This is a genomic window from Vibrio sp. 10N.261.55.C5, from assembly GCF_041470505.1.
Lineage (GTDB): Bacteria > Pseudomonadota > Gammaproteobacteria > Enterobacterales > Vibrionaceae > Vibrio > Vibrio crassostreae_C.
The window spans coordinates 82,953-102,917 of sequence record NZ_JBFRMS010000014.1 but is presented as its reverse complement, the minus strand read 5'-3'; the positions used below and the strand labels follow the sequence as shown (position 1 = coordinate 102,917).

Annotated in this window: 19 protein-coding genes; 3 read left to right on the top strand and 16 right to left on the bottom strand. The window is 42.5% G+C overall.

Translation table 11 applies throughout. The features are described 5' to 3' along the window. Positions 1-4: 4 nt before the first annotated feature. Both AB4263_RS07595 and AB4263_RS07590 read right to left on the bottom strand, forming a co-directional pair. Positions 5-808 carry a DUF3800 domain-containing protein gene (locus AB4263_RS07595; RefSeq protein ID WP_372098019.1) on the bottom strand — a complete coding sequence of 268 codons (804 nt, stop codon included), beginning with the start codon at positions 806-808 and terminating at the stop codon, positions 5-7. A gap of 403 nt (positions 809-1,211) precedes the next feature. After that, positions 1,212-1,382 carry a hypothetical protein gene (locus AB4263_RS07590; RefSeq protein ID WP_181360018.1) on the bottom strand — a complete coding sequence of 57 codons (171 nt, stop codon included), beginning with the start codon at positions 1,380-1,382 and terminating at the stop codon, positions 1,212-1,214. A 475-nt stretch (positions 1,383-1,857) separates the two neighbouring features. On the opposite strand from AB4263_RS07590, the gene AB4263_RS07585 reads away from it, so the two are divergent. After that, entirely contained in the window at positions 1,858-3,165 is a 1,308-nt protein-coding gene (locus tag AB4263_RS07585) for a GGDEF domain-containing protein (protein WP_372098018.1), read from the top strand. 807 nt (positions 3,166-3,972) lie between these two features. Here the strand turns inward: AB4263_RS07585 and AB4263_RS07580 are convergent. The 9 genes from AB4263_RS07580 to AB4263_RS07540 all read right to left on the bottom strand — a co-directional run bounded on the left by AB4263_RS07580 (position 3,973) and on the right by AB4263_RS07540 (position 12,601). Continuing rightward, positions 3,973-4,125 carry a YoaH family protein gene (locus AB4263_RS07580; RefSeq protein WP_004731009.1) on the bottom strand — a complete coding sequence of 51 codons (153 nt, stop codon included), beginning with the start codon at positions 4,123-4,125 and terminating at the stop codon, positions 3,973-3,975. 41 nt (positions 4,126-4,166) lie between these two features. Further along, positions 4,167-5,321 (bottom strand): conjugal transfer protein TraF, encoded by a 1,155-nt coding sequence (locus AB4263_RS07575; protein ID WP_017069084.1) that lies wholly within the window; start codon positions 5,319-5,321, stop codon positions 4,167-4,169. A gap of 50 nt (positions 5,322-5,371) precedes the next feature. Beyond that, positions 5,372-6,259 (bottom strand): DUF2861 family protein, encoded by an 888-nt coding sequence (locus AB4263_RS07570; protein ID WP_029235234.1) that lies wholly within the window; start codon positions 6,257-6,259, stop codon positions 5,372-5,374. Next, positions 6,259-6,918, bottom strand: a complete 660-nt coding sequence (gene vxrB / locus AB4263_RS07565) for a response regulator transcription factor VxrB (RefSeq protein WP_017060099.1) — start codon at positions 6,916-6,918, stop codon at positions 6,259-6,261. Before vxrB ends, AB4263_RS07570 begins: the two co-directional genes overlap by 1 nt. Next, on the bottom strand, positions 6,893-8,365 hold the full coding sequence (vxrA, locus tag AB4263_RS07560) for a sensor histidine kinase VxrA (protein WP_372098017.1): 1,473 nt from the start codon (positions 8,363-8,365) through the stop codon (positions 6,893-6,895). The genes vxrB and vxrA overlap by 26 nt, the downstream gene beginning before the upstream one ends. A gap of 289 nt (positions 8,366-8,654) precedes the next feature. Beyond that, positions 8,655-10,052: a Re/Si-specific NAD(P)(+) transhydrogenase subunit beta gene (gene pntB / locus AB4263_RS07555; RefSeq protein WP_372098016.1), complete on the bottom strand. Its 1,398-nt coding sequence runs from the start codon at positions 10,050-10,052 to the stop codon at positions 8,655-8,657. Positions 10,053-10,062: 10 nt separating this feature from the next. Next, on the bottom strand, positions 10,063-11,610 hold the full coding sequence (pntA, locus tag AB4263_RS07550) for a Re/Si-specific NAD(P)(+) transhydrogenase subunit alpha (RefSeq protein ID WP_372098015.1): 1,548 nt from the start codon (positions 11,608-11,610) through the stop codon (positions 10,063-10,065). Between the two features lie 300 nt (positions 11,611-11,910). Continuing rightward, positions 11,911-12,192 carry an HlyU family transcriptional regulator gene (locus AB4263_RS07545; protein WP_004731023.1) on the bottom strand — a complete coding sequence of 94 codons (282 nt, stop codon included), beginning with the start codon at positions 12,190-12,192 and terminating at the stop codon, positions 11,911-11,913. 40 nt (positions 12,193-12,232) lie between these two features. Then, on the bottom strand, positions 12,233-12,601 hold the full coding sequence (locus tag AB4263_RS07540) for a late competence development ComFB family protein (RefSeq protein ID WP_017060104.1): 369 nt from the start codon (positions 12,599-12,601) through the stop codon (positions 12,233-12,235). A gap of 476 nt (positions 12,602-13,077) precedes the next feature. Here AB4263_RS07540 and AB4263_RS07535 point away from each other — a divergent pair, with 476 nt between their 5' ends. Beyond that, positions 13,078-14,319 carry a GGDEF domain-containing protein gene (locus tag AB4263_RS07535; protein WP_372098014.1) on the top strand — a complete coding sequence of 414 codons (1,242 nt, stop codon included), beginning with the start codon at positions 13,078-13,080 and terminating at the stop codon, positions 14,317-14,319. A 144-nt stretch (positions 14,320-14,463) separates the two neighbouring features. On the opposite strand, the gene AB4263_RS07530 is transcribed toward AB4263_RS07535, so the two are convergent. Both AB4263_RS07530 and AB4263_RS07525 read right to left on the bottom strand, forming a co-directional pair. Then, entirely contained in the window at positions 14,464-15,474 is a 1,011-nt protein-coding gene (locus tag AB4263_RS07530) for a Solitary outer membrane autotransporter beta-barrel domain (RefSeq protein WP_372098013.1), read from the bottom strand. Positions 15,475-15,552: 78 nt separating this feature from the next. Beyond that, complete coding sequence (locus AB4263_RS07525) at positions 15,553-16,524, bottom strand: diguanylate cyclase (protein WP_170967997.1); 972 nt, start codon at positions 16,522-16,524, stop codon at positions 15,553-15,555. A gap of 131 nt (positions 16,525-16,655) precedes the next feature. Between AB4263_RS07525 and AB4263_RS07520 the strand changes: the two genes are divergently transcribed. After that, positions 16,656-17,093, top strand: coding sequence for a DUF3069 domain-containing protein (locus AB4263_RS07520; RefSeq protein WP_017060108.1), 438 nt, complete (start codon positions 16,656-16,658; stop codon positions 17,091-17,093). A gap of 311 nt (positions 17,094-17,404) precedes the next feature. Here AB4263_RS07520 and modC read toward each other — a convergent pair whose 3' ends face one another. The 3 genes from modC to modA are packed head-to-tail and all read right to left on the bottom strand — an operon-like array spanning position 17,405 to position 19,965. Then, positions 17,405-18,511: a molybdenum ABC transporter ATP-binding protein ModC gene (modC, locus tag AB4263_RS07515; protein ID WP_017067812.1), complete on the bottom strand. Its 1,107-nt coding sequence runs from the start codon at positions 18,509-18,511 to the stop codon at positions 17,405-17,407. Continuing rightward, positions 18,508-19,206: a molybdate ABC transporter permease subunit gene (gene modB / locus AB4263_RS07510; protein ID WP_017060110.1), complete on the bottom strand. Its 699-nt coding sequence runs from the start codon at positions 19,204-19,206 to the stop codon at positions 18,508-18,510. Before modB ends, modC begins: the two co-directional genes overlap by 4 nt. Next, complete coding sequence (gene modA / locus AB4263_RS07505) at positions 19,207-19,965, bottom strand: molybdate ABC transporter substrate-binding protein (RefSeq protein WP_017060111.1); 759 nt, start codon at positions 19,963-19,965, stop codon at positions 19,207-19,209.

The window sequence follows — 19,965 nt, the reverse complement described above, 5'->3', positions numbered from 1 at the left end:
TTAATTACGCAACAAAGCCAACATACTCTTCAAAATTGATTAAAATATTAGCTGAATTTTGCGCTTTACCTCTACTAGGACTCAGAAAGCGGGTTAACGCATAAATTTGCATATCAACAAACTGCATCATGATTTCGTCATCATCATTGTAGTTTTCGTTTGTGATGAAATTGAGATTATTCCCGACACAAAAGCCATTGGCTATATGGGGATAATGTTCTGGATATTCTTTAAAAGCCTCTAAAACAGACTTCTCTTGTAGGTTAGTGACATTATCAAAATAGAAAGTACTAGGGTATATAATATAGTCCCACAAACGATTTTCATCGAGGTCACGCTGAACACAGCCAAAATTAACAAATTTATAAGCGACATTTACAAATGCTGACTTAATTACATCTTTTTCTGTACATTCCGGGAATTTTTCTTTGAAATCAGATAATTTAACAAACGAACCATATAGCTTATATTCAAGCCGGTTAGTTCTCAGAGCCTTTGACCAACGACTCCATTTATTTTCAGCAGCTGCTTTATCTAACTTCCTATTATCTTCATTAGATAACTCTTTGTTTTTAAAAAATGAAGGATTACTAGCTCCTTTTAGCTCCCAGCCATCTGGGTCGCGATCAGGATAAAGCTCTATTTTAAAGGATCTAACAAAATCTATGATTCTCTTTTTATCACGATTAAAGACCTCAACCCCACCGATAAAAAAATAGTCTAGAGTACTTGTAACATTTGGGTTTCTATCTCCTCGCTCATCAAGGTAGATAGATTTTGCTAAATCGACATTTACTGCAAGCTTCATGATTGACCTATTTATATATTTTACCAAAAAATCATGTAACGCCTAGTTAAGCAACGTAAACGCAATTCAACCGCTACGTCGTCCGTTTAATGACTTATTAGGACAATATTTCACTATCAATGTGATAGATTTCTTCCTAGTTTGCTTTATGGGAATAAATTATAACCATAAACTCTAATTATAACAGTGATTTAAATCATTAGCTGTAAACTAGATGCTAATGGCCTAGTTACGTATGTCGAAGATGTAAAAAGAGCTACTTTCATAATAAAGCAGCTCTTTTGATTAGTGTGATTTGTCACCGTTTTTTGTAACGTTTCCGTGTCGTGTTCGCCTGACCACTCGCCCATTTCTAAGCGTGTAGCCCTTCATTAGCTGGCCGGCCTTTGCATTTGTAACCTTTCTAGCCATTGGGGTCCTCCAGTTTTCGTTTCCGTTGCTCTTGGTCTTGCTGCACTCGTTTAATCCAGTGGATGTCTGTTTTCAAAGCCGCAATCGTGCCGAGGCTTGAGACTCCACCTGTAATAAATGCAATGACCAACGCATCAAGAAACGCCATCACTTCGTTTTCCATCGAGATGCGTAATATTCAAGTAGGTATTGCACCATAGCGCGGAAATTAGGAATGAAAGACAAGATGAGTGGTGCGAACGCTCTCATAAACAACAAAGTGATTCGATAAAATTGAGTTTGAAAAGTGACACTGCAACATAACTGCCCTCCACTTTAATTGATGAACAGTAACAGTGGCCTCGTGAGTCGTTATCACAGCTAACCATAAAACTTACACACACCACTCTGATTACAACAAACCGAGCCACTTTAAATTTAACTGTATAAATATACAGTTAAATTATTACCCCCGTAAAAACCGCACTTATTGAGCAAATAACATTCAGAATCAAGGCTCTGCGTTCAGATTTTAAACTTACATTTGGTTAAATGAATCTCTTTACTGTATAACCTGAGCTCTGCGTTAGTTTTAGGTATACCGATTCCACCTAAGGCGTTACTCAAATAGAATCTTCGATTGCGCCAACTCTAAGGCATTGCGCATTACATTCGAATCACGTGTACGGGTTAGTATCATGAGCGACAAAGCATTCCGAAAACTCAACATATTCCTTTCGATTTTTTGCCTAGCAATCACGCTAGTGTCGTTGATCTCTTTTAATACGCTCATGAATAAGAGCTACGTTATTACACCAGACAAATACCCTACACGCGTTAACACAGACAGAGACCACGATGGTGGCACCGTAGGCTCGTTACACAGATCAAAAGATGGCATTGAGTTACAGTGTGACTTTGAACGGACCTATAGCTTACCCTTCAGTGAAATTGAATTCGTTATATCGACACAAGATAAAGGGCTCGATCTCTCAACGTTCGATTCGGTCACCATTAATATGGATTACCAAGGCCAAGAAGACCCAAGGTTTCGCTTCTACATTCGTAATTACAACAAGAATTACAGCGTGAAAGGTGATGCTATGTCGAATAAGTACAATCGCTTAGACTTCTCGTTACCAGATAAAAACCACATCGACTTAAACTACTTCAACGTTCCTTTTTGGTGGATTGATCATTACAACCAACCTATTACTAGTAGCGCGGTAGACATTACAAACGCGGTGTCTGTTGAGCTCGGGCTTGAAGCCAGCACGCTAGATGGACACCATTCACTTAAGATCTCAAGCATTGTTTTCCACGGTAAAGTCATCAGCAAAGCTTTGTTAGGCGAACTCTTAATTGGATTATGGGTGACGTATGCCATCTATTATGTGGGTTGTGCGTTACATATCGCACAGCGAAGCAAAACGCGCGCAGCAGAGCAACAACGCTATTTGACCGACGAGATTGAAGAGTTAAAGGTAAAGGCAACAACCGATCCGTTGACCGGATGTAGAAACCGAACCGAAGCGTTAGATATCTTCTATGATTTCGAATGGCTGGCGCAACAAGGAAAAACGATTCACATCGCGTTGTTTGATTTAGACCATTTTAAGCAGATCAATGATCAACATGGCCATGAAGTGGGTGACAAAGTACTTATTCAGTTTGTCGCAACGGCGAACGAGAGCCTTGGTGAGCAGTACTTACTTTATCGCTGGGGTGGTGAGGAGTTTCTACTCGTTTGCCTGGAACAAACCACGCTACAGTGTAACGAATCTATCGATGATTTTTACCTAGCAATGGACCAAAGCCCTTGGCCTAAAGCGCTTAAAGTGACGACTTCGACTGGAGTAACGCAGCTTAAGGAGCATGAGTCGATACGTACAGCCATCAAACGTGCAGACAAAGCACTCTACCAAGCGAAAGACAACGGACGAAACCAAGTCGTTACGTTTTATTAAGGCTCACTAGACTGGACCGCAGCTACACATTCAACTCTCGGCCACTACTCAATCAACACGCCATTAATACCCTGTCGATATCTACTCTCCACTTAAGCAGCCGTTAGATTTTTAACCGCTGACTAAATAAACCTATAAGCTTTGTTGTCTCATCAGCATTCTAATCGATTCGTATGCCTATAAGCGCGCTCTCGCCATCTGCAATAACACCGTTTGCTATAACACCATCTGTAATAACGCCATCAATAGCATTCTCAGATTGATACGAATCGTTCCTGAATCGCTCTATAAACCGCTCTTCTGTACGCCTCTAGCTTCCTAAGCACTTGTTTTAAAATGTACATATTTGGCTAGTAAAGCGCGCTCTAACCAGTGGTCAGTCACTCGCGGTGTCGGTTTTGAACATTACCGTCGTTACTTATCTCGCACTGTTTTTAGATGAAATCCTCATTTGTCTGCTTCTGAACATTCATACACTCGTATCCGCTAAAAATAGAAGTCACAACGTCACTAGCCTTAAAAAACACCATATATTTAAAGACTTAGGTGTGGTGACATAAATGCTGACACCTAAAATGGCGATTGTTTTACTTTCAGAGCTTGCTGTAATTTAATTACAACTCAAAGCCGAGGAATGCCTGAAAAGTGAATTACTCCGACATAACTTGCTGAATATACGGTATTTAATGGTTTTGGGTAGATCGGAATTTAGGGTAACTAAAGAGTTCGGATGTACGAGATAATATACTAGAGGGTAATATATTTAGTTATAGTGCACTAAGGTAATAAAAAAGAAGGGCTAATGCCCTACTCTTCTTTATTACTCATTTCTTCACGAATTTGCTCAGCAACGATTTTAATAGCTTGTGCTGTGCTGATGCCCTGAGTCATCATTTCTTGAATTCGTTCAACAGCTTTCTGTTGTTCTTCGTGAGAAAGGGTTGGTAAGTCGTTTAGCATGCTCTGCTCCTTTATTTAGGAGCAGAACTATATAAGGACTGTTAGTAACTAGCAAGGAAATTGATGGATGCACCCATTGCATTTTCATTCGTGTAGTTAGCACTTAGATCTAGCTGAAACAAGTTCAATGGCGAGATACCAACACCAGCTGTCACTGTTCCTTCTGAATCAGAGTAAGCCAGGTTCTTGTAATACCCTCCCCTTAGCTTAAGCTGACGTAACAGGTCGACTTCAGTACCAACACGAATCATCTGTTCGTTGTCTTCGAACGAAGTAAACTTCTCTGCTTCATTCAAATCATAATCAACACTCAACGTAAAGTAATCAGAAACGATCCCCGCACCAACAGTGTAGACTGGCCCCAGGTTATAAGAATGACTCGATGTTACTGTTCTTGTAGCCCCTGTGCTGCTTGTTAGCTGTTGGCTAACGGATTTAGTTTCAATCTCACGGTCTATAATATTCGTTGCAGAAAAACCCACTCTAAATGGGCCGTAAAACCAAAGCGCACCTGCATCAATATTAAATGTAGTTTCCGCGGTGTCGTTTTCTCGAACATCACTTAGATCGTAGTTTTGTGCCGAGGCAATGTAGTTATACGTATAGATTCTTTGGAGTTTTGGAGAAATACCAAACGACAAATGTTGTCCCATGAACGTTTGATATTTTGCTAATGATATACCAGCTTCCATAATGCCAATAGAAACAGCTTTAACAGCAGTTAACTCAGCATTAACCAAGTCACTATTAGCAGCGTCACTAGATGTATCAGGGGTTACAAATGATTCAGTGTATGCTTTTGCAAATACGTTTGCTGCAATATACTGATTTGGTAGAGCGAATGCTACAACACCACCTAAATCAACATTCAGGCTATCACCATTAAGAGCATCTAGATCAGAACCAGTCACAGTACCTGACTCAATGCTGTCAACTAAATTATCGATATCATCAACTAAGTTATTAGGGTCATTATAATTACCGCCAAAACTTGGCGTGATCATTCCCATGTCATCATTACGACGATAAATCGCAACAAGTGCTGGGTTATAGAATGGAGCAGTTAGGAAGTTTGCTGAAACAACACCAACACCACCCATCGCATCACCACGCGCTTCAATGGCGTAGTTTGCTGCTGAAAGAGGAAGACTGGCGAATGCAATTGACGCTGCGAGTAGTTTTGTGGTTTTTTTCATGCCGTTTATCTTTGTTAGATCCCTTACATAGTTAACGGCACAATTTTAAATTACTTTAACTCTTCTTCGCTAGAAATATCATAAGTTTTGCTGATAGTTTGTGCTTGTTCTATCGCTATGTCGCCTTGCCAGCGTGAATGCACCATTGAAACCGCTAAAACATAGCGATCATTAGGAAGTTCTTCACCAGTAAGGTTCATTGGATAATCAGATTCGTAGCTCTTGCCCCAGACCTGTTCATAGTGTTCATCAACGTAATCGTACAAACCGATTTCGAGCTTAGGGAGCGGACAATAAGGATTGAGTAGTTCTTTTTTATCGATTCGCCACGTGTCTTTTGATGCCCAGCGAACTTGTTGACGCATGGCAACTTCACCCAAAACAACCCAAGTGCTCCAAGACTTTCCGCCATCACCTTTAACGCTTAAACGGTATAAACCGGATTCAAGTTGAGAGGCTAAATTGTAACGCTTGCGGTATAGACTCACCGATGCGTTGTTAACCACTTCACTGTCTTTGGTTAACTCACTGTCCGAAGAAACGATCTTATCGACCCACTTCTCGAAGGTAATGTCTTGAATGTTGTTTTCGGATTCAACATTAATCGATACACGAAAGGTATCTCGGCCAGGGCTTTGAATGATGTGTCTTTTAACGACGACTGAACTAATCCAATCTGGGAGTGTTTTTCTGGTGAGAGTTTTACCACAATCTTTGTTCAATGCTTGATCGAACAGTTCATTGAGGTGATCTTCTCGTGATTGAGACGAGTTGATTTGCCAAACTTCCACTAATGAGTCAAACATCTGAGGTAAATCATTATCTAGCAGATGTTTATGAACTTGAGTCAGAGCATCGCTGCTCTTAAACCAATCCGTTGCTTGCGCGGTATTCGCTACGCAAGAAAACATTAATAGTGGAAGTAAGGCTATTCTCATTACGCTTTCATCTTGTAACCAACGCCACGCAGCGTTTCAATTTCTAGACCCGGCAGTTTCTGTCTTAGTTGCAGAACGTGCGTGTCTACCGTACGTGTTGTTGGGAAATGGTTGTAACCCCATACATGGTCAAGCAGTTCATCACGTGTAAACACACGTCCAAGGTTACTTGCCAAGAACAGTAGAAGGTCAAATTCAGTGCGCGTTAACGTTACTTCCTGTTCATTGAAAAACACTTCACGTGTCGCTTTATCGATAACAAGATTCTGAGCGATAACTTTTGATGCATCTTGTTCTTCAGAATCTGGCAGGCGAAGTTGAGCACGAATTCGAGCAAATAGCTCAGCCTCTGCGAATGGCTTTGTTAAGTAGTCGTTTGCACCTGAATCTAGGCCCGCTACTTTGTCTTTTACTGTCACGAGAGCCGTCAGCAAAATAACTGGGATATCTTTCTTTTTCTTCCAACCTGGAAGTGAATCTACTGAGTCGCCATCAGGAAGTTGACGGTCTAGAATCACTAGATCCGCTTGTTCCCAGTAGCCTTCAACTTCAGAGATCAGTTCTGCATGCAAACATTCATATCCAGCTTGCTCAAGGCTAACTAATAAACCGTCAGCTAAATTTTTATCATCTTCAACGAGAAGCAATGTCTGTTTCACAAGGTATCTCCAAAATAAATGTTGTCGGGGGGCCGATAAGCGTCATGTGACCGCCCATTTTTCCAACCATAGATTCCACTATCGTCAGACCTAAACCGAGTCCACTCTTACTTACGAATGGTTTTCTTAGTTGCCCCCAATCTTTGCGAGACAAGTCTCCATTATCTATAACTTTGAATGTCAGCTTCTTGTCAGAAGTATTCAGTTCTAGAATTACTGGAGCCACACCGTATTTCACGGCATTTCTGATTAGGTTATCGATGCACGTTCCCAACCAATATACGCTCACTTTTGCAGCTATATCTTTGTTTACACGGAGTTCAATCCCCGGCGCAAAGTCTTCTTCAACTTTGTATTGGAGCCACTCTTCAACACTTGGCACCCACTCTGTTGCGAGCGGTTGATTATCTGATTGCAGGTAATCTTTACTTGCTTCCGCCAACTGTCTTAAACGGCGTGTATCTTCACACAGCCTACGGAACTCATCATATACCGATTCTGGTAAGTGTTCGAACTCACGCCTGAACCCTTCCACCGTCAATGACAAACTCGCAATCGGCGTTCTTAATTCGTGCGTTAGGATTTGAAGAACCAGCATGCGACTCTTCATCTCTTGTTTCTTGCTGTTCCAGCGGTAAATCGCCCAACCTAAGACAAGCATGATGTTGGCAATAACCAAGATAAACATGGCGACTTGCAGAAGCTCTGAATGATCTTCTATTTCCCAACACACATTACCACGCTGGACAAAACAGCTTTTACCTTCTGAAGACAAGCTAAACGATAACCCAGCAAGCGTGGCATTTTCGTTCCAGACTGATTTTTTATACAGGTAATATCTGTAGCCGCGTTTTACCCACATCTCATCAAGCTCAACAAACATACTCGCACCCGCTAACAGCGCGGTGATTGCTTCGCTATCCATTTGTTGCAAGCGAGACAGTAGTTCATCGTGTTCGGTGTTTGGTCGCTCTTGAATATGCATAAAGCGCTTCAGAGAGTCGAATTTTTCTGGGTACTTCTCAACGTATCGTGCCGCATAAGAACCGCCGCCAGGGTGAATCAAACCACTACGGCTAAACCAACGGTCAGAAAGCTTGGTGCCTTTACACATTGCACGAGTAAAAACTAAAGGCTCAGTAATCAAAGGGCTTAACGGCAGTTTACCACTACAGGTTTTTGATAACTGGTACAAGCGCTGAATGTCTTTTAACGGGTACTCTGCTGTTTGTGGCAGCATAGAAGACGGCATGATCAAACGTGTTGGATAATCAGCCTGTAGCACTCGAATATCGTAAGATTCGATTGCCGTTTCATGATCAAAGAGTTTGGTGAAATTATCGATACGCTCAGGTAAAGAGTCAGCAAATGCGTTTGCAGACACAGACAACGTAGCGATAAGAAGAGTAAATGTTCTTTTGATGATCACAAACCAACGCAAATTCATATAGATCAACCAAATATATACCATTCGCTATCAAAGATAAATTTTTAACCGCATGAAAAACATTGAGAATGGCGAGCTACAGAGATAAAGGCCAATATATTACGGCCACATTGTACATACGTACTAATAGACTGATTGGCAAGCCAAACCTCAATTGCGACAAGTTTTGCATCAGGCTTCGTCAACTTCGTATCAACTGAGATCACACATAGAGTCGCTTTCGTAAGATAAAAAAAGGAGCTCAAATGAGCTCCTTATCGAGTTGTTACATATTGTTTAGAGGTGATCTCTATAGATGTTCTAAGATACTTAGACAACTCTTTTTAGCATCGCCAAACAGCATCTGCGTGTTCTCTTTGAAGAACAGTGGGTTTTGCACACCGGCGTAACCTGTGTTCATCGAACGCTTGAATACGATAACATTCTGAGCGTTCCAAACTTCAAGTACTGGCATACCAGCAATTGGGCTGTTTGGATCTTCAAGTGCTGCAGGGTTTACGGTGTCATTCGCACCAATTACCAATACAGTATCTGTCTCATCGAAGTCATCGTTGATTTCGTCCATTTCTAGAACGATATCGTACGGCACTTTCGCTTCAGCAAGCAGTACGTTCATGTGACCCGGTAACCTACCAGCAACTGGGTGGATACCAAATCGAACATTAATGCCCTGCGCTCGTAGCTTCTCAGTGATTTCATGCACTGGGTATTGTGCTTGAGCTACTGCCATGCCGTATCCAGGAGTGATGATTACTGACTTAGAGTTTTTCAGCATATCAGCCACATCTTCAGCTGATATTTCGCGGTGTTCACCTTGCTCTTCATCGCCATCAGACACAACCACTTCTTGGCCGAATCCACCAGCAATAACGCTGATGAAAGAGCGGTTCATCGCCTTACACATAATGTAAGACAGAATCGCACCCGACGAACCAACCAATGCACCAGTTACGATAAGCAGATCGTTTGCAAGCATGAAACCTGCCGCTGCTGCTGCCCAACCAGAGTACGAGTTCAGCATAGATACAACTACTGGCATATCTGCACCGCCAATCGATGCCACTAGGTGGTAACCGAATGCGAATGCGATAAGTGTCATCACCATTAGTGCGAACATGCTGCCGTCTGCTTTAACGAACATGATCATCAGCAGTGTAGAAACTACGATAGCCGCTAGATTCCACTTGTGCTTATGAGGGATGTTCAATGCAGACGAAGAGATAACGCCACGAAGCTTACCAAACGCAACAATAGAACCCGTGAACGTCACCGCACCGATAAACACGCCAAGGAACACTTCCACTAGATGGATAACGTGCTCTGCATGAATATCTGCAGGGTTGATAGAAACAGCAGCAGGTGGATCGATGTAGCTGTTGTAACCTACAAGTACTGCAGCCATACCTACGAAGCTGTGCAGAATTGCAACCAGCTCTGGCATTTCAGTCATTTCTACTTTTCTTGCGTAGTGGATACCAATACCACCACCGATCACCATAGCAATGATGATCCACACAATACCAGCAGAGTGAGGGCCAAAGATCGTTGCGATCAACGCGATTGCCATACCCGTGATACCGTAATAGTTACCTGCACGCGCAGATTCCTGTTTCGATAACCCAGCCAAGCTCATAATAAAGAATACAGCAGCAACAATATAAGCTGCTTGTACTAATCCTTCAGACATCTGTTACTCCTTAGTCTTTACGGAACATTTCAAGCATACGTTTGGTCACGGTAAAGCCACCAAAGATATTGATACTTGCAATTAATACGGCAATAAATGATAAGAACGTGACGACGCCACTTCCTTGTCCGATCTGTAACAGTGCACCTACTACAATGATGCCTGAAATCGCGTTAGTCACGGACATCAAAGGCGTATGCAGAGAATGGCTTACATTCCAAACTACGTAATAACCCACCACACAAGCGAGAACAAAAACGGTAAAGTGAGATAAGAACGCAGCTGGAGCAACCGAAGCTACCCAAGCGAATGCACCAACAGCTACCGCCATACCCGCCACTTTCTTAATTGGAGAAACAGGTTCTTCAACTTTAGGCTCTGGTTTGGCCGCTTTTGGCTTAGCTTGTTGTGGTTGAGCTGAAACTTGAATTGGTGGAGCTGGCCAAGTGACCTCGCCCTCTTTAACCACAGTAACACCACGCAGAACAACATCTTCAAAGTCGATATTGATGTTGCCATCTTTCTCTTTGCAAAGCAGTTTCAAAAGGTTAACTAGGTTCGTTGCATACAGTTGAGATGATTGAGTCGGCAGTCGACCAACCATATCAGTGTAACCAACCACCTTCACGCCATTAGCCGTTGTAATGACTTGATCCGCAACCGTGTATTCACAGTTACCGCCATTGGCCGCCGCAAGGTCTACAATCACACTACCTGCACTCATGCTGTCTACCATCTCTTTGGTAATCAGCTTCGGAGCCGGGCGACCTGGAATCAGCGCCGTAGTAATGATGATATCAACGTCTTTTGCTTGAGCTGCATAAAGCTCTTCCGCTTTCTTATTGAATGCTTCAGACATCTCTTTTGCGTAGCCGTCACCAGCACTGGTGTCTTCCTTGAAATCCACTTCCAAGAATTCAGCGCCCATCGACTCAACTTGTTCTTTAACTTCAGGACGAACGTCGAATGAACGAACGATCGCACCTAAGCTACCCGCAGCGCCGATTGCCGCTAGTCCAGCAACACCAGCACCTGCAACCAGTACTTTTGCTGGTGGAACTTTACCCGCAGCCGTAATCTGGCCCGTGAAGAATCGACCAAACTCATGCGCCGCTTCAACAACAGCACGATAACCCGCGATGTTTGCCATAGAACTCAATGCATCTAACGCCTGAGCTCTTGAAATTCGTGGTACAGAATCCATCGCCATCACGTTGATGTTACGACTGGACAATTGTTCCATTAACTCTGGATTTTGAGCAGGCCAAATAAAGCTGACCAATGTTGCGCCATCTTTAAGAAGATCGATTTCATTTTTAGACTCGTCAACGATCGGAGCGTTAACTTTAAAGATAATATCGGATTTCCAAGCTTCATCTGCGGTGACAACTTTTGCTCCAGCTTGTTCATAAGCTGCATCTTCAAAACTTGCTAACGCACCTGCTTGTGATTCAACAAAAACTTCAAATCCTAATTTTAGAAGCTGTTCTACCGATTTCGGCGAAGCAGCGACTCGCGTTTCACCTGCGAGCGTTTCTCTTGGTACACCAATTTGCATAGCTATTCCTTGACTATTGGCACGAATGACTTATTCGTTTGTATCTAACGACAACTAATACTTCAAGCGTTTTGTTCAAAGAACAGGAAAAGTTATTACTTATAACGATTTGGACGGAATTTGAGCGCTTCATTCGGATAAATGACGACCGTCTCGAACCAAGAGGTCAAACCACTTGCAAATAATCCTTTTAATAACAACTCACTAGCTGTTCTTTATCCATAAAACTAAAAAGAGCTTTCAGCATATACACTGAAAGCTCTCTAAATTATGACCAACATCAATTCTAACCCTAATTGGTTAGCTAAATATATTGTCGCCCATTTGGTCGATGAACATCTGCGATTTTTTGAGCATCAATTCATCGGCATCTTGTTTGTTTGAAACAACATCTGAACGAATAAAACGGTGAGTTTTGATTTCACCATCGAATTCTTTCTCGATTCGCCCAGCAACACGGTATTGACCAGATTCTGCAATGGCATCTTGATAGATATTGAAACCCTTATATTCGACTGGCTCAATCTCTACTTTTTGTTCGGTTTTTTCTTTGCCACCAAATAATCTAGAAAAGAATCCCACGTTTTTTTACTCCTTAAATGACCGTATTCACCCTAAACTATCATGACTGTTTACGGTTCAACAACGGCTTTTCGTACCATTGCAATTCTACGTCATCGTCAAAATTGTGTTGACTAAATATAACAGGCACATTGTCGTCACGTTCACGTCTTCGATCGTCAATAATCATACTTTCTGCATTTTTGACCGCGATCTCACTATTGCGTTTATAGAGCACCAATTTGTCTTCTGGCAATGCTGACAGAAAATCGATATCAAAACGAATATAGATAGGTTTTAGCTGGCCCAAAGCCAAGCACGCGAGATCGGCCAACTGTTCGTTGGTATAACTAGACACATATTCCTCGGTAGCCAATACATGACCGACCAGAGTTTCCATATAGTTATGTACATCAACACTAATTTGCATACCACACCTCCATTTGTAGCGGTTTTTCTAGTCGCAGTCGTTTCTAAAGTCACTTGAAACCATGCAATTCCTAATAGCTTTCTATAACTCAGTTATAGGTTTTACTGTCCATAGTTGAAACTTAGGCATTATTTAATCTTACTCTGACTTCATTACAGATCTTCGTCGCTTAATGAAAAGGTCACTCAATGATAACTGATCATCAAGCCCTTTAAGTGACAGCGCCAACGTAAGAGCAGCAGAGCAGATTTTGTTAAGTATCTATAACGACTAATTAATTTCTCATATATACTGTGTAGTTCGTTCTAAGGTTAATCGCAACTCAAAATACATATAAAAATGATTGCACCAATAGCGACCTATGACTATGTTTTTGCTCTAATTTAGGCAAAAAGCTTGGCAATCGCTTGTTTAACCGTATCCTACGCATATTATTAAATAATAAGATCATCAATATAGTTAGGCTCACCACATAAATGGCATCATCTTTTGTAACGTCGAGCATATTTCGATTTTGCTTCCCTTTAGTCCTGTTAACAATTTTGCTCGTTGGTATGGACAACGTCATCCTCGTGACGGACTCAAATTTAGGGTTTGCTAGCAACCTCCCTTACATTTTATTGAGCGTTGCGGTTCTGCTATGCCATACGTTCAGACAAGGTCGAATGGCGATGGTATCGGTGACCATGCTTGTCGCTTATCTGATCATCCAAGTTCGCTTACAAACGCCTCTCAATACTGGCACAACGCTATTAGAGCTCTCGTTACTTGCGGCATTAGTACCTGTCACTTGCTTACTTGTTTATGCCTTCCCTGATAACGGCGTAAACTCAAAGTCGATGCTGCTCTACGCCATCGTTCTTGTTCTGTTTATGGTGTGGGCACAATTGATCGTCTCTCACTTCCATGCCGGCGGTTTTGAATCATGGAGTGATGGTCTTCTATTTATTGTCAGAGACTTCTCCAAACTGCCTTTTGTTTTAGTGCTGTATAGCCTTTGCTTGCTTGGCCTTACTGCCATTCTCGTGTTGGTGTATAACCGCTCTATCGATGTTGTGGTTTATAGCGCTATCCTGCTTTCTTCTTGTACGTTCATCTTCTTCGATATTCAGTACATCTCGAGCACCATGTTCTCGCTGTCAGGCACACTGATCATCGTCTATGTGATGTCTGCTAGTCATGATATGGCCTTTAACGACCAACTGACTAACATTCCCGGTCGACACGCCTTAGAAGTCGATATGAAGCACTTGGGGCGTAAGTATTCGATGGCGATGGTCGATATTGATCACTTTAAACAATTCAACGATACCTACGGACATGACATTGGCGACGATGTGTTAAAACTGGTGGCACGCATTCTGAGGGAAACCACAGGCGGCGCTAAAGCTTATCGCTATGGTGGAGAAGAGTTCACGATTATCTTCAAAGGAAAACATTCGGAACAAGTTAAAGAGCACCTTCAAGCTCTGATTTCCGAGGTTCAAAACTACGACATGACGATTCGTAATAGTCATGAACGCCCCGACGATCATGAAGTGGGTATCAAAAAGCGTGGCAAGAAAGGCAAACCATCGGAAGTGGTGAATGTGACGGTGAGTATTGGATTGTCTGATAGTACAACCACCAGACATCCTGAAGAGGTGTTGAAGCTTGCTGACCAAGCGCTGTATAAAGCGAAAGAAACCGGTCGAAACAAACTGTGTATTGACCGTTAACAATAGTTGATAGCGAAAGATATTGAGTGCTAGAGATCTAAATAGCTTAAGCCATTAATAGCGATCTGCTTCAATAACTATCACTTCCAAGTTCAACGAGCCTCATTGATTTGAGGCCGTATGGGCTTAACTGGAAAAAAGAGCTTAATCTTGGTTGAAGAATATAACCAAGCTGCCACCTTTTAAGCTACTTCCGTAGTTAATCGTAAAACCTATTCCCACGTTATCGACCCACTCATTAAACAGGTTTGGGTTAAGCAACCAACCAACACTGCCCTCGTAGTAAGATGTGGTGCCCATAGATGCCACGGTGTCACCACCAATATCAATTCGTCTTATACTCGAGTACATCGAAGTGATGTTCTTATCCCAACGCACGAGATCATAGAAAACCTTGGCTTCATTGGCGATATACCACCCTTCAGGATGACCGACATTGCCATTATTCGCCTCGCCCCAGCCGATGCCATTAAAGTAATGCCAACTGGTGATCAATTTATACTTTCCCCAGTCATTCTTATCTTCGTACATCAGCTTGATTTTAGGCTCGATGATATAAGCCCAAGCATCAGTATTGAGATATACGCCATCCAGTTGGTCTTGAATAGGCTTTAGCAACGAAGCGCGATATTCATAATCATTGCGGTAGTAAGAGATGTGGTTACCGATTGCAGAGCTGAAGCTCCAATATTCGTCTAGCTGGGACACATTCGCGAATTCGACGTAGCCAGACACTACCGACTCTTTTTGAAAATCGTTTCTGTTTGCTGCCGCGTACTCGACATCGTTCTCGATTCGCAATGCAGACAAGCGTAGCGTCACCTCTTGATGGTTGTCTTCGATGTAACTTGGTAATTCAAATGTGTAAGGCAAACTCAGGGAGGTGATGTTTTGGCGACGACTTACCGAATCATTCGAACCGATGTCTTCATTGTCCAAACTAAACACTTTATTGGGGTCAAAGTTATTGATACCAAAAGTGAAAACATCGGTGTCGTTGAGCAATACACTGGTGGCAAAGCTCTGCTCTAGATCCTTTCGAAAAAGATCAGATAGCGTATTGGCATTAACAGTGGTCGCCAAAGCGGTAAAAAATAGAGGAACCGCAAGCGTCCAAGATGTGTTAGTCATAGAAAATGACTTCGAATGTGGCATTTCTTTTATCACTTAAAGCACTTCCTAGCTCAAACGCTATTAGAAGTATAAATTCAAATATCTAAAAGAGCTCGCCAACTAACGCGCAAGCTCCAAAATGTTACGTTGTACAAAGGTATTTCTACCACTTTGCTTCGCTTGATAAAGCGCTTGATCGACCTTTTCGTAAATAGACGCAATAGATTCGCCACCTTCTGGTACAAATGACAACACACCTTGTGACACTGTCACTCTATCCGATACCGTTGAGTGGTCATGAGCGTAGTTCATCTCATGCAATGCCTCTTTAACTCGAGTCGCGTGTACCTTAGCGCCTTCACTGTCTGTGTCGCTAAGAATCAGAACAAACTCTTCACCGCCATAACGACCGACAAACTCTCCCGCACGAACAAACAGCTGTTTCAAGGTATTAGCAAGCCCTTGTAAGCACTTATCCCCTTGAATATGACCATAATTATCGTTGTAAGGCTTAAAGAAGTCTACATCTAGAAGTATGACTGTCATGGATATATTACGTCTTCCGTGCCACGCTATGCTCTCTTCAAGCTTAGTATCCATATATCGACGGTTATACAATTTGGTCAGGCCATCTTCGTTGGCTTGTTGCTGCAGAAGGATGTTCAGTTCTTCGAGTTTGGCTGTGCTTTGTTTTAGCTCTCGTCTCATGTGCGCGATACGTTGCATCGCAATCAGCTTAGAATTCAAAACAACCTTGTTTACTGGCTTGATCAGGTAATCATCGCCACCAGCGTCAATCGCTTTTGCGATCATCTCAGGTTCTTCGTGACCACTAAGAAAGATGATGGGAACCCATTCTGGGAATCGGCTTCGAACCTCATTCGCCACTTCAAAACCATCCATATCAGGCATGCTGATATCAAGTAACACGAGTTCAGGATCAAAATCAGAATAAACACTCAGGGCTTCTTTTCCGCTACCGACAGCTTCTACAATATGACCCAGTTGCTTGAGTCGGATAGCAAGTTGCATCCTGTCTAGTTGAACGTCATCAACCAGCAATATGCGCATTGAAGATCCCTTTTCTATCATCACATCACCTTTATCTAGTGTTGAATATTCAAAGTAGCTCAAATTTGGGCTTAAATCATGCCCTAATCTCTATATTATATTGACTTTTTTACAGATCTTTTTAGCATTGTTTCTTTTTAAAGAGAAATACTATGTCAGACGCTACAAACAACGAACAACAAGAAATCGATTTAACCACCATCTCACCAGAACTTCGTCAAGTTATCGAATTTGATGGCGTACCAAAAGAGATGCACTTTATGGTTACTTCTATTCACGAAGTGTCTGAAGAAGCAGTACGCGAAGCTTGGGATAGTCTTCCAGCAAGCGCACAAAATGTTTTAGACAACTTCGAGCAGTTCCACGCTCTAATCTCAGTTAGCCAAGCTTTCGCTGGTGTTAACGTGATGGAAGAGTTCCCTACTCTTAAACTTCCAGAAGACATGTCTGACGAAGAAAAAGAAGAGTACCGTGCTCAACTGCTAGACCAAGTTCTACACAACTGTGTAAAAGACATGGTTAAACAAATCAAGAAAGCTCGTCGTGATGCAATCTTGAAGCGTGATTTCAAAGAAGTTTTTACTAAGTAAGTCGCTAGTCGCCTAAACTAGGCTAAGCGCTAACAGTACTACTTAGAATTAAGCCGCATGTTTCTTTAAACACGCGGCTTTTTTATATCCGCTATTTTCTGTTCGTCGATCGTTACGTCTGTATGTTCTTGTTGCTAATGTTCATATGATTCGACAAATCATATGCTTTAACACTCATATAGTGTGGCGCAAAACTGGCAGTTATACCGTATAAAAATGACGCATGTATCCAATCATGGAATCAAGACCGAATTTTCAGAACCTATAACAGGCAGTATCGCGACAATATCGAAAAGCAAACCTTCTCAGGTTTAATGCGTTACCGCGATATCTCTTTGAGCGACACTCACACCTTTAATTTGAGCGTAAACACGCTGCCCGATTTCTAGATTCAACTCATCCAGCGCCCACAAAGTAATGGTTGCCCATAGATAGCACCCAGACTCTAACTCTAGCTCGACAGCGACACTCTGCTTATTTGTGCCTTGCTGGTGCGTCTCTACACTTTTAATGGTCACTGGAAGGATGTTACGTATAGAAGTCCCTTTCGGCCGTTCTAGCGTGATAGAGACATCATTTGCCCTAACTTGCAGCCTCACTGTCGTACCAAGCTCACTCGATACTTTCTGAACCCATAACGACGTCGACTTTCCTAGCATCAGGCGAGACAGCGCATAATCGTCATTGTGTTCCGCTAATGTCGCTTCAAACAACGAGCTTTGCTCTGAGAAAGATTGCCAAGGTTGCATGGCTCTCGATGCCCAAACCTCTTCCGTCACACCCGACGAAATCACTTTGCCTTGGTCAATAATCACAAGGTGATTTGCCAAGCGTAAAATTTCATTGAGGCTATGAGTGACATAGATGATCGGTATTTGGACGGTTTCGGATAAGTTTTCCAGAAATGGCATCACTTCGCGCTTACGAGGCAAGTCGAGAGACGCTAAAGGCTCATCCATCAACAAAATGCTCGGCTTTGATAACAAAGCGCGGCCAATCGCCACACGTTGCTTCTCACCGCCAGACAAACGAGCTGGGTATCGGTCAAGCAATGAACCCAAAGACAACAGCGAGACTATTTGCTCAAAGTGCGCTTGATCGACGCTTTTCATACCGTATTTAAGGTTCGCTGCCACCTTCATATGTGGAAACAATCGCGACTCTTGGAACACATAACCGACGTTGCGTTTGTGAGTCGGCAAATTAATGCCATTTTCACTATCGAACAGTGTGGTTCCAGATACGCTGATCAGACCTTTATCGGGCTGTTTAAGGCCACTGATTGCATTGATAAGTGAGGTTTTACCCGCGCCAGAACGACCAAAAATTGCCGTAATGCCGCTACTTGGTAATTCCAAGTCGATATCAAAGAACGTTTCACCAAGTTGTTGTTGATATTGGAGGATCAAAGCACTCATGCATTGCCTCCCAAGCGTTGTGCTGACTTTTTGTTGAGCCACTCAGATAGCATCAATGAACCCAGCGCTATCACAATAGAAATGACACACAAACGCGCGGCTTCCATTTCAGCGCCAGGGGTTTCAATAAAAGTATACATAGCCAAAGGAATGGTTTGAGTTTCACCGGGAATATTTGAAACGAAGCTGATGGTCGCGCCAAACTCCCCTAGGCTTCTTGCGAATGAAAGCATGGTGCCGGTAATGACCCCTGGGATCATCAAGGGTAAAGTGATCGTGAAAAACACACGAAGAGGTGAAGCGCCTAATGTAGCAGCCGCCTCTTCAAGCTTACTGTCTACGGTTTCTAGGCTCAATCTAATAGAGCGAACCATCAGCGGCAACGCCACAACCACACAAGCGAGTGCCGCGCCCTTCCAGCTAAAGCTGAATACAATACCAAACACGTCATTGAGCCACGAACCTATGATACCTTGCCTGCCCATCATCACTAGCAGTAAATAGCCAATAACCACAGGTGGAAGTACCAAAGGTAAATGGACAATACTCTCAACAATGCTCTTACCTACAAATTGTTTCTTAGCAAGTAGCCATGCTAAGCCAATACCGATAGGGATAAGCCATAAGATTGCAAACCCAGCGACTTTTAAGCTCAGCATTAAGGCTTGGTATTCGTATTCCGATAAATACATCATTTAACGCACTTCAAATCCAAAACTGTTCAAGGTGTCTTTCGCTTTTTCGCTCTTTAGGAAAGTATAGAACTCTTCTGCCACAACTTTATCACTCAACTTCGCTACAGGGTAACGTATTGGTGTGTGCAGATCTGATGGGAAGGTCGACACTAGGTTTACTTCTTTAGAAAGCAACGCATCCGTTTTGTAGACAATGCCAAGCTTAGCTTCACTGCGCTCGACTAAGGCTAAGGCCATACGAACATTGTTACTTGGTGCCAATCGAGTTTTCACATCGTCCCATACACCTAACGTTTCTAACGCTTCTTTTGCATAGATACCAGCAGGAACCGACATGGTGTTACCCACTGCGAGCCTTTCATTAGTAAGCAGTTTAGCCCATTGTTCACCTTTTGATAGGTCTAACGTTACCGATGTCTCTTTAGGAGCAATCAGCACCAGTTCGTTTTCACATAGGTTTGTGACATTGTCACTATAAACCAATTTACGATCGACTAAATGCGTCATCCATTTCTCATTTGCCGAGATAAAAATGTCTGCTGGTGCTCCTCTTTCGATTTGTCGCACCAAAGACGACGTACTCGCGTACACAGGAATCACATCGACAGAATGGTCTTTCTCAAACTCTTCAACCAACAGATTAACCGCATTGGTCATCGACGATGCAGCGTAAACTCGTAGCTTTTCCGCAGCAAAAAGATGACTAGAACTCAATGCCGAAGTTAAAGCCATGGTTAAAAGGAAGACTCGCTTTTTCAT

Excerpts from the sequence above, each read along its gene's own strand:
- AB4263_RS07595 (WP_372098019.1), bottom strand. The coding sequence starts at position 808 with ATGAAGCTTGCAGTAAATGTCGATTTAGCAAAATCTATCTACCTTGAT.
- AB4263_RS07590 (WP_181360018.1), bottom strand. The coding sequence starts at position 1,382 with ATGGAAAACGAAGTGATGGCGTTTCTTGATGCGTTGGTCATTGCATTT.
- AB4263_RS07580 (WP_004731009.1), bottom strand. The coding sequence starts at position 4,125 with ATGCTAAACGACTTACCAACCCTTTCTCACGAAGAACAACAGAAAGCT.
- AB4263_RS07575 (WP_017069084.1), bottom strand. The coding sequence starts at position 5,321 with ATGAAAAAAACCACAAAACTACTCGCAGCGTCAATTGCATTCGCCAGT.
- AB4263_RS07570 (WP_029235234.1), bottom strand. The coding sequence starts at position 6,259 with ATGAGAATAGCCTTACTTCCACTATTAATGTTTTCTTGCGTAGCGAAT.
- vxrA (WP_372098017.1), bottom strand. The coding sequence starts at position 8,365 with ATGAATTTGCGTTGGTTTGTGATCATCAAAAGAACATTTACTCTTCTT.
- pntB (WP_372098016.1), bottom strand. The coding sequence starts at position 10,052 with ATGTCTGAAGGATTAGTACAAGCAGCTTATATTGTTGCTGCTGTATTC.
- pntA (WP_372098015.1), bottom strand. The coding sequence starts at position 11,610 with ATGCAAATTGGTGTACCAAGAGAAACGCTCGCAGGTGAAACGCGAGTC.
- AB4263_RS07540 (WP_017060104.1), bottom strand. The coding sequence starts at position 12,601 with ATGCAAATTAGTGTTGATGTACATAACTATATGGAAACTCTGGTCGGT.
- AB4263_RS07535 (WP_372098014.1), top strand. The coding sequence starts at position 13,078 with ATGGCATCATCTTTTGTAACGTCGAGCATATTTCGATTTTGCTTCCCT.
- AB4263_RS07530 (WP_372098013.1), bottom strand. The coding sequence starts at position 15,474 with ATGCCACATTCGAAGTCATTTTCTATGACTAACACATCTTGGACGCTT.
- AB4263_RS07525 (WP_170967997.1), bottom strand. The coding sequence starts at position 16,524 with ATGATAGAAAAGGGATCTTCAATGCGCATATTGCTGGTTGATGACGTT.
- AB4263_RS07520 (WP_017060108.1), top strand. The coding sequence starts at position 16,656 with ATGTCAGACGCTACAAACAACGAACAACAAGAAATCGATTTAACCACC.
- modC (WP_017067812.1), bottom strand. The coding sequence starts at position 18,511 with ATGAGTGCTTTGATCCTCCAATATCAACAACAACTTGGTGAAACGTTC.
- modB (WP_017060110.1), bottom strand. The coding sequence starts at position 19,206 with ATGATGTATTTATCGGAATACGAATACCAAGCCTTAATGCTGAGCTTA.
- modA (WP_017060111.1), bottom strand. The coding sequence starts at position 19,965 with ATGAAAAAGCGAGTCTTCCTTTTAACCATGGCTTTAACTTCGGCATTG.